General features: G+C 44.8%; 12 protein-coding genes. 9 read left to right on the plus strand and 3 right to left on the minus strand.

Features of this window, described 5'->3' with window-relative positions:
• Positions 1-3: 3 nt before the first annotated feature.
• From ampD to lpdA, 5 genes are all read left to right on the plus strand, one after another.
• Positions 4-552: a 1,6-anhydro-N-acetylmuramyl-L-alanine amidase AmpD gene (ampD, locus tag AB6E54_RS13915; RefSeq protein WP_372106472.1), complete on the plus strand. Its 549-nt coding sequence runs from the start codon at positions 4-6 to the stop codon at positions 550-552.
• A gap of 483 nt (positions 553-1,035) precedes the next feature.
• Positions 1,036-1,797, plus strand: a complete 762-nt coding sequence (gene pdhR, locus AB6E54_RS13920; protein ID WP_065584924.1) for a pyruvate dehydrogenase complex transcriptional repressor PdhR — start codon at positions 1,036-1,038, stop codon at positions 1,795-1,797.
• Positions 1,798-1,859: 62 nt separating this feature from the next.
• Complete coding sequence (gene aceE, locus AB6E54_RS13925) at positions 1,860-4,523, plus strand: pyruvate dehydrogenase (acetyl-transferring), homodimeric type (RefSeq protein WP_017059442.1); 2,664 nt, start codon at positions 1,860-1,862, stop codon at positions 4,521-4,523.
• Positions 4,524-4,549: 26 nt separating this feature from the next.
• A complete protein-coding gene (gene aceF, locus AB6E54_RS13930; protein WP_136973774.1) occupies positions 4,550-6,478 on the plus strand; it encodes a pyruvate dehydrogenase complex dihydrolipoyllysine-residue acetyltransferase in 1,929 nt (642 codons plus the stop codon).
• A gap of 242 nt (positions 6,479-6,720) precedes the next feature.
• Positions 6,721-8,151, plus strand: coding sequence for a dihydrolipoyl dehydrogenase (lpdA, locus tag AB6E54_RS13935; RefSeq protein ID WP_017059440.1), 1,431 nt, complete (start codon positions 6,721-6,723; stop codon positions 8,149-8,151).
• A gap of 226 nt (positions 8,152-8,377) precedes the next feature.
• Here the strand turns inward: lpdA and AB6E54_RS13940 are convergent, their stop codons facing one another.
• Complete coding sequence (locus AB6E54_RS13940; RefSeq protein WP_102319888.1) at positions 8,378-8,983, minus strand: LuxR/HapR/OpaR family quorum-sensing transcriptional regulator; 606 nt, start codon at positions 8,981-8,983, stop codon at positions 8,378-8,380.
• A 336-nt stretch (positions 8,984-9,319) separates the two neighbouring features.
• Here AB6E54_RS13940 and hpt point away from each other — a divergent pair, with 336 nt between their 5' ends.
• Positions 9,320-9,850, plus strand: coding sequence for a hypoxanthine phosphoribosyltransferase (gene hpt, locus AB6E54_RS13945; RefSeq protein ID WP_061032638.1), 531 nt, complete (start codon positions 9,320-9,322; stop codon positions 9,848-9,850).
• A gap of 74 nt (positions 9,851-9,924) precedes the next feature.
• Here hpt and can read toward each other — a convergent pair whose 3' ends face one another.
• A complete protein-coding gene (gene can / locus AB6E54_RS13950) occupies positions 9,925-10,593 on the minus strand; it encodes a carbonate dehydratase (protein WP_017063246.1) in 669 nt (222 codons plus the stop codon).
• Positions 10,594-10,879: 286 nt separating this feature from the next.
• On the opposite strand from can, the gene AB6E54_RS13955 reads away from it, so the two are divergent.
• The 3 genes from AB6E54_RS13955 to AB6E54_RS13965 all read left to right on the plus strand — a co-directional run bounded on the left by AB6E54_RS13955 (position 10,880) and on the right by AB6E54_RS13965 (position 14,537).
• Positions 10,880-12,511 (plus strand): SulP family inorganic anion transporter, encoded by a 1,632-nt coding sequence (locus tag AB6E54_RS13955; protein ID WP_017063247.1) that lies wholly within the window; start codon positions 10,880-10,882, stop codon positions 12,509-12,511.
• Positions 12,512-12,847: 336 nt separating this feature from the next.
• The gene (locus AB6E54_RS13960) at positions 12,848-13,765 is read left to right on the plus strand and encodes an ABC transporter ATP-binding protein (protein ID WP_017059435.1); all 918 of its coding nucleotides are present in this window, start codon (positions 12,848-12,850) and stop codon (positions 13,763-13,765) included.
• A 1-nt stretch (position 13,766) separates the two neighbouring features.
• A complete protein-coding gene (locus AB6E54_RS13965; RefSeq protein WP_010435987.1) occupies positions 13,767-14,537 on the plus strand; it encodes an ABC transporter permease in 771 nt (256 codons plus the stop codon).
• Between the two features lie 86 nt (positions 14,538-14,623).
• Here the strand turns inward: AB6E54_RS13965 and panC are convergent, their stop codons facing one another.
• Positions 14,624-15,514, minus strand: a complete 891-nt coding sequence (gene panC, locus AB6E54_RS13970; RefSeq protein WP_017059434.1) for a pantoate--beta-alanine ligase — start codon at positions 15,512-15,514, stop codon at positions 14,624-14,626.
• Positions 15,515-15,518 lie beyond the last annotated feature (4 nt).

The following is a 15,518-nucleotide window of genomic DNA, read 5'->3' on the forward strand; positions in this document are numbered from 1 at the left end:
AAGATGACGATCAGCTCCAATGGATGGTATGACTACGCTCGGCATGTTCCTTCCCCGTATTTTGATGCTAGACCGAGTGCCGACGATATCTCTCTGCTGGTGGTTCACAATATTAGCTTGCCTCCGGGTCAATTTGGTGGGCCTTACATCGAACAGTTTTTTACGGGTAAGCTAGACCCGTCGGAACACCCGTTTTTTAAGGTGATTCACCAAATGGATGTATCGGCGCACTGTTTGATTCGTCGCGACGGGGAAGTGGTGCAGTTCGTTTCTTTCTTAGACCGAGCTTGGCATGCTGGCCAGTCGAGCTTTGCAGGGCGTGAAAGGTGTAATGACTATTCGATTGGTATTGAACTGGAAGGCAGTGACTTTGTGGCTTACACCGAGCAGCAGTATCAAGCGCTTGCCCAATTAACAGCAACGATCGTATCTACGTTCCCTCAAATCACCAGCGAACGTATCACTGGCCATCAATACATAGCGCCTCTGCGTAAAACTGACCCTGGCTTGGTGTTCGATTGGCAGAAGTTTAAAAAAAATCTCAAAGTTTAAGCCTCCGTTTTTGACGATGGCCTTACCGCTGGTGGGCGTTGAATAGTCAACGCCTGGCATAATGACTTGTGAATTTTTGTTGTTGCGATGTAAAGAAAGTGGTGGAGAGAAGCGCATCAATAAATTGAGAGTGTGACGAACTTATCAAACACTCATTTATTAAAATTTATGAACAGAATTTCCACCCTAAATGTGCGCTTGGTTCGGTTTTTAAACAAGTGACGCTAATCTTTCTGAAACAATTCATTTTTATCCTGAAACTTTCTAGCACGAACACTCCCCAAAAGTATTACCCCTGTAAATGGTAAGACCAATTTGGTTGCTGTTTTAAATTTCATTTGTTAAATCATGGTTAATTCACGCTGTATTCTATGATGCAGGTCAATTTTAGGCTGGACAGTGGCGTTTTAATTATGTTAATTTCTGCCCAACTTAAAATTGGTATTACCAATTGTCAGCGAAGAAAAAGAAGAACAACAAACTATGGCTTATCAAAGGATTCGTCAGCCAAAACTCTCCGATGTTATCGAACAAGAGTTAGAAAGGTTGATAGTGGAAGGAACACTGGCTCCAGGGCAGCAGCTGCCGCCTGAGCGCGAACTGGCGAAACAGTTCGATGTGTCTCGTCCTTCAATCCGAGAAGCGATACAACGTTTAGAAGCAAAACGCTTGCTTACTCGCCGTCAAGGTGGAGGTACGTTTGTTAGCGAAAATATCTGGAAAAGCTTTTCAGATCCTTTGCTTAATTTGTTGTCGTCCCATTCTGAAACCCAACTAGACTTGTTGGAATCGCGTCATGCGATGGAAGGGATTTCGGCTTACTTCGCGGCATTGCGTGGCACTGATGAAGACTTTGCTCGAATTCAAGCATGCCAAGAAAAAATTCGCGGTGCGCAAGATAAGGTTGATATTGAAGCCGAATCTGCAGCGGTGATGGCTTTTCTTATTGCTTTAACAGAGGCAGCGCACAATGTGGTGTTATTGCACATTGTTCGTAGCTTGGCTCCGTTACTCGAACAAAACGTCTTAGAAAATTTAAAGCTGTTGCATCGTCGTAAAGACGTTGTGGAGAAAGTGAGTATACATCGAGCTAACATTGTGGATGCGATCGTTTCAGGACAGCCAGAACAGGCACGTGAAATGTCACACTCTCATTTAGCTTACATCGAAGAAACATTGATGGATTTGACCAAAGAAGAGTCGCGCCGCGAACGTTCTTTACGTCGAATTCAACAGGGTAAATAGCCGTAATACTTCGGCTATTTACGTGTTTAGTAGAATCCAACTAACAAAAAGGATAGATCGCCATGTCTGACATGAAGCATGACGTTGATGCTCTGGAAACTCAAGATTGGTTAGAAGCTCTTGAGTCAGTAGTACGTGAAGAAGGTGTAGAACGTGCACAGTTTTTACTAGAACAAGTTCTAGATAAAGCGCGTTTAGATGGTGTTGATATGGCTACAGGCATCAACACAAACTACATCAACACAATTCCAGCAGCACAAGAGCCAGCTTACCCTGGTGACGTAACTCTTGAGCGTCGTATTCGTTCGATTATTCGCTGGAACGCAATCATGATCGTATTGCGTGCTTCTAAGAAAGACCTAGACCTTGGTGGTCACATGGCTTCTTACCAGTCAGCAGCAGCGTTCTACGAAGTATGTTTCAACCACTTCTTCCGTGCTCCAAACGAGACAGACGGTGGCGATCTAGTTTACTACCAAGGTCACATCTCTCCAGGTATCTACTCTCGTGCATTCGTTGAAGGTCGTCTAACTGAAGAACAGCTAGATAACTTCCGTCAAGAAGTTGATGGTAAAGGTATCCCTTCTTACCCGCACCCGAAACTGATGCCTGAGTTCTGGCAGTTCCCGACAGTATCTATGGGTCTTGGTCCTATCTCTGCTATCTACCAAGCGCGCTTCCTTAAGTACCTTGACGGCCGTGGCCTGAAAGAAACTTCAGCGCAACGCGTATACGCGTTCCTAGGTGACGGTGAGATGGATGAGCCAGAATCACGTGGTGCTATTTCTTTCGCTGCGCGTGAGAAACTAGACAACCTATGTTTCCTAATCAACTGTAACCTACAGCGTCTAGACGGCCCTGTAATGGGTAACGGTAGCATCATCCAAGAACTTGAAGGCCTATTCAAAGGCGCAGGTTGGAACGTTGTTAAAGTTATCTGGGGTAGCAACTGGGATTCTCTACTAGCTAAAGACACTACTGGTAAGCTTCTTCAACTAATGAACGAAACTATCGATGGTGACTACCAAACATTCAAATCTAAAGATGGCGCATACGTACGTGAGCACTTCTTTGGTAAGTACCCAGAAACAGCTGCACTAGTTGCAGACATGACTGATGACGAAATCTTCGCTCTTAAGCGTGGTGGTCACGATTCTTCTAAACTGTTTGCTGCATTCAACAATGCAAAAGAGACAAACGGTAAGCCAACTGTAATCCTAGCTAAGACTGTTAAAGGTTACGGCATGGGTGATGCAGCTGAAGGTAAGAACATTGCACACGGTGTTAAGAAAATGGACATGACTCATGTTCAACACCTACGTGATCGCCTAGGCCTAGAAGACATCCTTTCAGATGAGAAGATCGCTGAACTTCCTTACCTGAAATTGGAAGAAGGTACGCCTGAGTACGAATACATGCACGCTCGTCGTAACGCTCTACACGGTTACACACCTGCACGTCTTCCTAAGTTTACTCAAGAGTTCAAGGTTCCTGAGCTAGACGCATTCGCACCTCTACTAGGTGAACAGAAGCGTGATATCTCTACAACTATGGCTTATGTACGTACGCTAAACATCCTTCTTAAAGATAAGAACATTGGTAAGAACATCGTTCCTATCATCTGTGATGAAGCTCGTACATTCGGTATGGAAGGTCTATTCCGTCAGGTTGGTATCTACAACCCACACGGTCAAGAATACACACCTGAAGATAAAGGCATCGTTTCTTACTACAAAGAAGCAACGTCTGGTCAAGTTCTTCAAGAAGGTATCAACGAACTAGGTTCTATGGCTTCATGGGTTGCTGCTGCAACTTCATACAGCACAAACGATCTACCGATGATCCCGTTCTACATCTACTACTCAATGTTCGGTTTCCAACGTATTGGTGACATGGCATGGCTAGCAGGCGACCAACAAGCTCGTGGCTTCCTACTAGGTGCTACTGCAGGTCGTACAACACTGAACGGTGAAGGTCTACAGCACGAAGATGGTCACTCGCACATCCAAGCGAACACTATCCCTAACTGTATCTCTTACGACCCAACGTTCGCTTACGAGCTAGCGGTAATCATGCAAGACGGTATCCGTCGCATGTACGGTCCTGAGCAAGAGAACGTTTACTACTACCTAACAGTAATGAACGAGAACTACGCAATGCCAGCAATGCCAGAAGGCGCTGAAGAAGGCATCCGTAAAGGTATCTACAAGCTTGAATCTCACGCTGGTGCTAAGGGCAAAGTTCAACTAATGAGCTCTGGTACTATCATGAACGAAGCGCGTAAAGCGGCTGAAATTCTAAGCGAAGAGTACGGCGTAGCATCTGACGTATTCTCAGTAACGTCGTTCAACGAACTAACTCGTGACGGCCAAGCGGTAGAGCGTGACAACATGCTTCACCCAGAAGCTGAAGAGAAAGTACCGTACATCACGACTGTTCTTGGTAAAGAACCTGCAATCGCAGTGACTGACTACATGAAGAACTACGCTGAGCAAGTACGTGCGTACATGCCAACTGAGTCTTACAAAGTACTTGGTACAGATGGTTTCGGCCGTTCTGACAGCCGTGCAAACCTACGTCGTCACTTCGAAGTGAACGCTGGCTACATCGTAGTTGCAGCTCTAACTGAACTGGCTAAACGTGGTGACATCGAGAAATCTGTAGTTGTTGAAGCAATTGCTAAATTCGATATCGACACTGAAAAAACTAACCCGCAATACGCATAAGACTGGCATTAAGGTAGGTAAATACAATGACAATCGAAATTAATGTACCAGACATCGGTGCTGACGAGGTTGAAGTAACTGAGATTCTTGTAAACGTTGGCGACAAGGTTGAAGAAGAGCAGTCACTGATCACTGTTGAAGGCGACAAAGCTTCAATGGAAGTTCCAGCGTCTCAAGCGGGTATCGTTAAAGAAATCAAAGTAGCAGAAGGCGATTCTGTTTCTACTGGTTCTCTTATCATGATCTTTGAAGAGGCAGGCTCTCCTGCGGAAGGTGCTGCAGCAGCACCGGCTGCGCCAGCAGTTGAAGCGGCGGCACCAGTTGCAGCTGCTCCTGCAGCGGCAGCTGAGCTTAAAGAAGTTCACGTTCCTGACATCGGCGGTGATGAAGTTGAAGTAACTGAAATCATGGTTGCTATCGGTGATGCAGTAGAAGAAGAACAATCTCTTCTTACTGTTGAAGGTGACAAGGCTTCAATGGAAGTTCCTGCACCATTCGCTGGTATCGTTAAAGAAATCAAGATCGCTTCTGGTGACTCAGTATCGACTGGTTCTCTAGTAATGATTTTCTCTGTAGAAACAGGTGAAGTAGCGGGCTCTGGCGCTCCAGTTGCAGCAGCTCCTGCTCCAGCGGCCGCACCAGTTGCAGCGGCTCCAGCAGCATCAGCTGAAAAAGAAGTAAACGTTCCTGATATCGGTGGTGACGAAGTAGAAGTTACTGAAATCATGGTAGCGGTTGGCGATACAGTAGAAGAAGAGCAATCTCTAATTACTGTTGAAGGCGACAAAGCTTCAATGGAAGTTCCTGCACCATTCGCTGGTACAGTAAAAGAGATCAAGATTGCAGCTGGCGACAAAGTGTCAACTGGCTCTCTAATCATGACTTTCGTCGTGGCCGGCACTCCGGTTGAAGGCGCAGCTCCTGCTCCTGTTGCAGCACCTGCACAAGCAGCAGCTCCAGCGGCGGCACCTGCTCCTAAAGCAGAAGCACCTGCAGCAGCTGGCGACTTCCAAGAGAACGGTGACTACGCGCACGCTTCTCCAGTAGTTCGTCGTCTAGCTCGTGAATTTGGCGTTAACCTTTCTAAGGTTAAAGGTACTGGTCGTAAGAGCCGTATCCTTAAAGAAGACGTTCAGTCTTACGTTAAAGATGCACTTAAGCGTCTTGAGTCTGGTGCAGCTGCATCTGGCAAAGGCGGCGACGGTTCTGCTCTTGGTCTACTACCATGGCCAAAAGTTGACTTCAGCAAGTTCGGCGAAACTGAAGTTCAGAAGCTTTCTAAGATTAAGAAGATCTCTGGTGCTAACCTGCACCGTAACTGGGTAATGATCCCTCACGTTACACAATGGGACAACGCAGACATCACTGAGCTAGAAGCATTCCGTAAAGAACAGAACGCAATCGAAGCGAAGAAAGACACTGGCATGAAGATCACTCCACTTGTGTTCATCATGAAAGCTGTTGCTAAAGCGCTAGAAGCATTCCCAGCGTTTAACTCTTCTCTTTCTGAAGATGGCGAAAGCATCATTCTTAAGAAGTACGTAAACGTGGGTATCGCTGTTGATACACCAAACGGTCTAGTTGTTCCTGTCTTCAAAGACGTGAACAAGAAAGGCATTTACGAGCTATCTGAAGAGCTAATGGCTGTTTCTAAGAAAGCACGTTCTGGTAAGCTAACAGCGGCAGACATGCAAGGCGGTTGTTTCACAATCTCTAGCCTTGGTGGTATTGGCGGCACTGCATTTACTCCAATCGTAAATGCTCCAGAAGTAGGTATCCTAGGTGTATCTAAGTCTGAAATTAAGCCAGTTTGGAATGGTAAAGAGTTCCAACCACGTCTACAGCTTCCACTGTCTCTATCATACGACCACCGTGTGATCGATGGTGCTGAAGGTGCACGCTTCATTACTTTCCTAAACAGCGCACTATCTGACATTCGTCGTCTAGTACTGTAATTGAGAAAGTAATTATTAAGGTGACTTTCGGGTCACCTTAATTCTTTATATAAAGACTATTTTTAGACAACAGTTTCCTGCATTTCTCATAATCTGATGGGGAATTGTTGTCTAGCTCACAGGCTAACTTAAAGCTACTTTCACACTGTTAACATCTCTGTAAAATGTTTCCTGTTTGAAAGCCCAATAATTTTAAGAACATCTACTCAGCCTGTTAGGGATAATGACTACAAGAGGTCACAATGAGCAAAGAAATTAAAGCCCAAGTTGTTGTACTTGGTTCAGGTCCTGCTGGTTACTCAGCGGCATTCCGTTGTGCGGATTTAGGTCTAGAAACAGTACTAGTTGAACGTTACAGCACTCTTGGTGGTGTATGTCTAAACGTTGGTTGTATTCCATCAAAAGCACTTCTTCACGTTTCTAAAGTAATCGAAGAAGCTAAAGCGATGGCAGAGCACGGCGTTGTATTCGGCGAGCCACAAACGGACATCAACAAGATCCGTATCTGGAAAGAAAAAGTAGTTGATCAACTAACTGGCGGTCTTGGCGGTATGGCTAAGATGCGTAACGTTACTGTTGTTAACGGTTTCGGTAAGTTCACTGGTCCTAACAGCATTCTTGTTGAAGGCGAAGGCGAAGCAACAACTGTTAACTTCGACAACGCAATCATTGCTGCGGGTTCTCGCCCAATCAAACTTCCTTTCATCCCACATGAAGACCCACGTATTTGGGATTCTACGGATGCACTAGAACTAAACGAAGTACCTGAAAAACTGCTTATCATGGGCGGCGGTATCATCGGTCTTGAGATGGGTACGGTTTACCACTCTCTAGGTTCTAAAGTTGAAGTTGTAGAGATGTTCGATCAAGTTATCCCTGCTGCGGATAAAGACATCGTTAAAGTTTTCACTAAGCGCATTAAGAACAAGTTCAAGCTAATGCTTGAAACTAAAGTGACTGCTGTTGAAGCAAAAGAAGACGGTATCTACGTTTCAATGGAAGGCAAAAAAGCACCAGCTGAAGCTGAACGCTACGATGCTGTTCTTGTTGCTATCGGTCGTGTTCCAAACGGTGCACTTATCGACGCTGAAAAAGCGGGTATCGAAGTTGATGAGCGTGGTTTCATCAATGTTGATAAGCAAATGCGTACTAACGTTCCTCACATCCACGCGATCGGTGATGTTGTTGGTCAACCAATGCTTGCTCACAAAGGTGTGCATGAAGGTCACGTAGCTGCTGAAGTTATCTCTGGTAAGAAGCACTACTTCGACCCTAAAGTAATCCCATCAATTGCGTACACTGAGCCAGAAGTTGCTTGGGTAGGTAAGACTGAGAAAGAAGCGAAAGCTGAAGGCATCAATTACGAAGTTGCTACTTTCCCTTGGGCTGCTTCTGGTCGTGCAATCGCTTCTGACTGTGCAGATGGCGTTACTAAGATGATCTTCGATAAAGATACTCATCGCGTAATCGGTGGTGCTGTTGTTGGTACTAACGGTGGTGAACTTCTTGGCGAAATCGGCCTAGCAATCGAAATGGGTTGTGATGCAGAAGATATCGCACTTACTATCCACGCTCACCCAACTCTACACGAGTCTGTTGGTCTAGCTGCGGAAGTATTCGAAGGTTCAATCACTGACCTTCCAAACAAGAAAGCAGTGAAAAAGAAGAAGTAATCCTTCTTTAGCCACTCGCTAATGTTTTTAAAAGCCGCTGATTCGTCAGCGGTTTTTTTATGTCTGAAGAAAAGAGCAGGAACGTTTCACTCCGAGATGCGAGTACGCTGCGCTTCGGGATGCGAAGAGACATTCCATTCTACAAAAAAGGGTTGGCCCATTAGGCCAACCCTTAAATTATTTACTCGAATCTCGAATCTCGAATCTCGAATCTCGAATCTCGAATCTACTTATAAATGCACAGCATGTTCAAATAGCTATCCGTTAAGCTTGAAAGCTCTTCTGGCGTTTCTACACGTTTCGCTTGGATGAATAGCGAGTAGCAAATGCCGTGGAATAGATTCGCTAGATGTTTAGGGTCGTGATCGTCACAGACTTCGCTGCGTTCAATCGCTTTGCTAAACATGTTTTGTACTAACATTTGGTTAGTGCGGTTCGTTGTTACGAATAGCGGCCATACTTCATCACGAGTCGAAGCGCTCCATTCGAACCATACATTTAACCAATGGCTATCTTGAGCCACTAACGTCACCATTTCAGTCGCAATATTATGTAGGTTTTGTTTTGCGTGAATATCCAGATCGATATTGTCTGAAAGGAAGTTAGAGAATTGGCGTACAACGTGATTTAGTACTTCATCAACCAGATCTTCACGGGTTGGGAAGTAGTTAAATACCGTTGCGACAGACACCTGAGCGATGTCTGCAATATCAGCGTGTCCACCACGACCGATGCCGCGGCGAGAGAATACCTCAAGAGCGATTTCCATCAATTGAAGTTTTCTTTTTAAAGGTGAAAGCCTAGTTCTAGGTCTCTTAGATATTGAGTCCATTTTATTTTCCTTGCCAACGAAATTTTTATATTAATGATTTTATTATTATTTAAGCCAAGATGAGTGTAATGGTGCATATGCGAATGGTCAATCCTTTGAGCTTATTTAATAGACAGTTACATCAAACTTGATACATAAAGCGTGATCCACATTGATGTGAAAGGAGGCGACTATCAGACAAGGCACAAGTGCACATTTCATTGATAATCTCACAGTAAATTGGAACCATAAGGTGGTGTGGGTATTTGAGCAGTGCTAGACTTACGCACAAATTGAGCGGCACCCATGGCATAACTGTCTACACTTGTCGCAATCACCAAACAAAATGAGAGCAGTATGAAGCATACAGTTGAAGTCATGATCTCTGAGCAAGAAGTTCAGGATCGAGTGAACGAACTAGGCAAACAGATCACGGAACACTACCAAGGCAGTGAAGATCTGGTTTTAGTTGGCTTATTACGTGGATCGTTTGTCTTTATGGCGGATCTTGCTCGTGCTATCGATTTAACTCACCAAGTTGATTTCATGACTGCGTCTAGCTACGGCAACAGCATGGAAAGCTCACGTGATGTTCGTATTTTGAAAGACCTAGATGACGACATCCAAGGTAAAGACGTTCTACTTGTAGAGGATATTATCGATACAGGTAACACGCTGACTAAAGTAAAAGAGATTCTGAGCCTTCGTGGTCCTAAGTCTATCGAGATTTGTACGCTACTAGATAAGCCTTCACGTCGTGAAGTTGAAGTTGATACGAAGTGGATTGGTTTCGAAATCCCAGACGAGTTCGTTGTTGGTGTAGGTATCGACTACGCTCAAAAATATCGTCACCTACCGTACATCGGTAAGGTAGTACCTCAAGAGTAATCATTACGCTTGTGGTTTAGAAGTCATTAAAAAGCCCGCTTGATGCGGGCTTTTTGTATATATGACGGAATGGGTTAGCTTTGTTGACTAAGAAGAGGCGTCGTTAAGATCTTGTTTAATGCATCTAAGTGACTGTTCTCTAAAGTATCGTTACTTGAGCAACGTACGCCAAGGTCCTGTAGCTTGCCATCGCCAATACCATAAACCACACCATGGATTTCAACGTCTTGGCCACGCTCCCACGCATTTTGCATAATGGTTGAGTTACCTAGGTTATAAACCTGTTCTGCGACGTTAATTTCGCATAACTTGTCACCCCATTGCTCACGAGGAAGCCCCTCGATTTGCTTGCGGTATTTTAGGTAATTGTCACGGATGTGCAGTAACCAGTTGTTGATAAGACCAAGTTTAGGGTTATCAATCGCCGCGTTAACACCGCCACAACCGTAGTGACCACAGACAATAATGTGTTTCACTTTAAGCACATCTACTGCGTACTGAACAACAGATAGACAGTTTAGGTCTGTATGAACCACTTGGTTGGCCACGTTTCGGTGAACAAACAGTTCTCCAGAATATAAGCCAGTCAGGCGCTCGGCTGGAACTCGGCTATCTGAACAACCTATCCATAGAAAACCAGGGCTTTGACCCTCTTCAAGCGTTGTAAAATACTCAGGTCTTTCAGAGCGAATTTCTTCAGACCATTTGGAATTGTTCTCAAAAAGCTGTTTTATTTCTGGCATCTTGCTTCTTACATCCCTCAATTAAGATGCTTAACTATACACAATGTTACAAATTCAATCTCGTAAAAACTGCGTCAAAATGTACTCATCTGACGTGTTCTAGTACGGAAAATCATAAACTTAGCCCACTATCAATAATCCGGTTATAAGACATGAATAATGTGATTGAATTAACACTTTCTGAACACTTGATACATTTGCTAAAGTGATAAGGTTTGTCATTTCATCATCAGGAAGGTGTGTTTTGTTTGGAAGTCGTTTTACGGATATCAATCTCAAAGGGGATATGTTTGGCGGTGTAACTACAGCCATCATCTCGTTACCTTTAGCATTGGCATTTGGTGTTGCTTCTGGCGCGGGAGCTGAAGCTGGCTTGTGGGGCGCCATTATGGTTGGCCTATTTGCAGCATTGTTTGGCGGTTCGAGTAGTTTGATTTCTGAACCTACCGGCCCGATGACGGTGATCATGACTGCCGTAATGACGAGTATGGTTGCTAAATATCCTGAAACGGGTATGGCAATGACCTTTACTGTCGTGATGATGGCCGGTGCATTCCAGATATTACTTGGTACGTTAAAGCTAGGAAAATACGTCACTTTGATGCCATATAGCGTGATCTCCGGATTCATGTCGGGCATTGGCGTTATTCTGATTATCTTGCAGCTGTCTCCATTGTTAGGGCATGCCGCTCCATCCGGTGGTGTAATGGGCACGCTCTCTGCTTTACCTGATACGCTAGCAAACTTAAAAGTGAGTGAGCTATTTCTAGGTGCTCTGACACTCGGTATTCTTTTTGGCTTCCCCGCTAAGTATCGTAAGTATGTGCCTGCTCAACTGGTCGCGTTAGTGGCTGTAACGCTCTTGTCCGTCATTATTTTTGATACCGACTCTATTCGCCGTATTGGTGAAATCCCAGCTGGTTTACCTTCCCTCGTTATCCCTACGATCAGCGCTGAACAGTTTACTACTATGGTTATCGATGCCTTGGTGCTTGGTACATTAGGTTGTATTGATACGCTTTTGACCGCGGTTATCGGAGATTCATTGACTCGTAAAGAGCATGACTCAGACAAAGAGCTTCGTGGCCAAGGCATTGCCAATATGATCTCTGGTCTGTTTGGTGCACTACCTGGCGCGGGTGCCACTATGGGGACTGTAACCAATATTCAGGTGGGAGCGCGTTCTCCGCTTTCAGGTGTTATTCGAGCTTTAGTACTTGCGCTCGTGGTATTGGTTGCAGGTGGTTTAACAGAACCGATTCCTATGGCAGTGCTGGCTGGTATCGCGATGTATGTTGGTTTCAATATCCTAGATTGGAGCTTTATCCAGCGCGCGCACAAGGTTAGCTATGCCGGCATGGGCGTGATGTACGGCGTGATGCTATTGACTGTGTTTGTTGACTTGATTATTGCCGTTGGACTGGGTGTGTTTATCTCGAATATTCTGATTATTGAAAGATTAAGCCGAGAGCAAGCCAGACAAGTTAAGGCGATCAGTGATGGTGATGATGAAGACGATATCCCATTGACTGATAGCGAACGTCAGTTACTCGATAGTGCCAATGGTAAGGTGCTATTCTTCTACCTATCAGGGCCGATGATATTCAGCGTTTCAAAGGCGATTTCACGTCAGCACTCAAGTATCTCTGACTATGAAGCGATGATTCTAGACCTGACAGATGTACCTATGATTGATGTCACTGTTGGCCTAGCGCTAGAGAATGCGATTAAAGATGCATTGGATGCGCAGTGTGAGGTGTATCTGCTGTGTCCTAATGAGAATACTCGTCAACAACTAGAGAAGTTCCACGTGATTGACCTAGTACCTGAATCCAACACTTATCGATTCAGATATGAAGCCCTGACGGCAGCAACAAGCTATGTCGACAGAGATGAGCATCAATTTGAGTCAGTTTAATTTTTCAGTAATAAGCTGATATGAATGACCTGATATGAATAAGCTATAGACGCTCACGTCAAGACTGATCATTAATGCCGTTAAGTGAATCACTTAGCGGCATTTTTATATTTATTGAACGTTGATTTAGTCTTCACGTAGCCAAGACGCTTATTTGTTTTCGAAAGAAACTCTCACACGATATTTGTATTAATCGTCAATCAACGATAAACTTGTTTGCAAAATGGCCGAGTTAACAAGTTTGGGTTAGTTTTCTGCTAGCTCGTTTTAAGCATTACTCTCTTCCTCAAGCTCGGTCGTCTACATCTTATCTATAGCAAATGGCAGTCTATCTCTATGTATGCATTAGAAATTGAGCAATTAAGAAAAACTTATGCTGGGGGCTTCGAGGCTCTTAAGGGCGTTAGTTTACAAGTAGAAAAAGGCGACTTTTACGCACTACTTGGTCCCAATGGTGCGGGTAAATCAACCACCATTGGTGTTATCTCTTCACTGGTAAATAAAACGTCAGGCAAGGTTAAAGTGTTCGGCTACGACATTGATACCGATCTGGAATTGGCGAAGCAGAACTTAGGCCTTGTGCCTCAAGAGTTTAACTTTAACCCGTTTGAAACCGTTGAACAGATCGTGCTGCAACAAGCGGGTTATTACGGCGTGCCAAAAGCATTAGCGAAAGAGCGAGCGAAAAAGTACCTATCTCAACTCGATCTGTGGGAAAAGCGTGGCGAACGCGCGCGTAACTTGTCTGGTGGTATGAAGCGTCGTTTGATGATCGCGCGTGCATTGATGCATGAACCTCATTTGTTGATCCTTGATGAACCGACAGCAGGCGTTGATATTGAACTACGTCGTTCAATGTGGGAATTCCTAAAAGAGATCAATGAGAAGCAGGGCATTACCATTATCTTGACCACGCACTACCTAGAAGAAGCAGAAATGCTGTGTCGCAACATTGGTATCATCAATCGCGGTGAGCTGATTGAGAACACAACAATGAAAGCGCTGTTGGGCAAATTGAGTGCTGAGACCTTTATTCTGGATCTGGAAGAGGGCACGACTGAACCTAAGCTTGAAGGCGTGAATAGCCAAGTGATGGTCAATGGCTCGCTAGAAATCGAAATCGACAAGAACCTAGGTTTGAATACCATCTTTGCTCAATTGAGCGAGCAACAGGTTAAAGTCCTCTCTATGCGTAACAAAGCAAACCGTCTAGAAGAGCTATTTGTGAGTATCGTCCGTGAGGGGAGTAAATAATATGTACAGCCTATATTGGACCGCTTTCTGCAGTTTGTTGACCAAAGAGATCAATCGCTTTACTCGTATATGGGTGCAGACTCTGGTGCCGCCAGCGATTACCATGACGCTTTACTTCATCATCTTCGGTAACCTGATTGGTGCGCGTATTGGTGAAATGAACGGCTTTAGCTACATGGAATACATTGTTCCCGGTCTGATCATGATGTCGGTGATCACCAACTCATATTCCAACGTTGCTTCATCGTTCTTTAGTGCCAAGTTCCAGAAGAACATTGAAGAGCTGCTTGTAGCGCCTGTTCCTAACTACGTGATTATCGCCGGCTTCGTAATGGGTGGTGTGGTTCGTGGATTGTTAGTGGGTACCATAGTAACCTTCGTGTCGTTGTTCTTTGTCGACTTACAAGTTGACCATTGGGGCGTGATCATTGCGACGGTATTTTTAACGTCGGTAGTATTCGCTTTGGGTGGCTTGATTAACGCGGTATTCGCACGCACGTTTGATGATATCTCTATTATCCCAACCTTTATCTTAACGCCGCTGACGTACCTTGGTGGTGTGTTCTACTCGATCAGTCTATTGCCTGAATTCTGGCAAGGTGTATCGAAGTTGAACCCTATCGTGTACATGGTTAACGCGTTCAGATATGGCTTCTTGGGTGTGTCTGATGTGGGGATCGTGACGTCGTTTGGCGTACTAGGTGTGTTTATCGTGCTGTTGTATGGCATTGCACACTACCTAGTGACAAAGGGTATTGGCTTACGTAGCTAACCTTTGGTTCATCTAAGTAACAGGTAAAGAAAAAGGTCGATATAACATCGACCTTTTTTTTGTTTTGCGTTAAGAGCAGAAGCCGACTATTCAGTCGTTTCTTCTTTCACTTCTTCTTTGGTTTCCGTTACCAAATCGAGAACTTGGTTATCGATAAGACGCGTCTTACCTAGGAAAGCCGACATTAGAATCACTGCTTGAGTTGATTCTGAAGTGATCGCTTGCAGAGTTTTAGCATCACAAATGAAGATTTCGTCAGGTTGAAGATCTGCAGCGCGTAGCTGGTCAGTAGCATCTTCAATCACTGATGCGTAATCATCGCGACCACCACGAATAGCGCTGCTGATCCAGCGCATAGTACGCGCTAAAACGGGCGCTCGTTGGCGCTCGTCAATCGTTAGGTTGCTATTGCGAGAGCTCATTGCCAAACCATCCATTTCACGAACGGTCGCAACGCCGACAACTTCAATGTCTAATGCTAAATCAGTGGTCATCTGGCGAATAACAGCAAGTTGCTGAAAGTCTTTCTCGCCGAAGCATGCAAAGTCTGGCTGAACGATATTAAACAGTTTAGTGACAATGGTTGATACACCACGGAAGTGACCTGGACGAGAGGCACCTTCAAGCATGTGAGATATGCCAGGGACCTCAACAAACGTCTGCTTGTCTAATCCATCTGGGTACATCACCTCTGGCGTTGGTGTAAATACTAGCTCAACCCCTTCACCTGTTAGTTTGCTTAAATCTGCTTCTAACGTTCGAGGGTAGTTGTTTAGGTCGTCTGCACGGTCAAACTGCATTGGGTTTACAAAGATGCTTACCACAACGATGTCGGCCAGTTCACGAGCTTTCTTTACCAGAGTCAGGTGGCCTTCATGCAGGTTTCCCATTGTCGGTACAAAAGCAACCGTACGTCCATCACGCTTAAACTGTTTAATCTGCTCACGAAGAGCCGCTATTTCAGCAAAAGTTTGCATACTT

Origin of the sequence: Vibrio sp. 10N.247.311.49 (genome assembly GCF_041467655.1) — a bacterium.
Classification (GTDB): domain Bacteria; phylum Pseudomonadota; class Gammaproteobacteria; order Enterobacterales; family Vibrionaceae; genus Vibrio; species Vibrio crassostreae_C.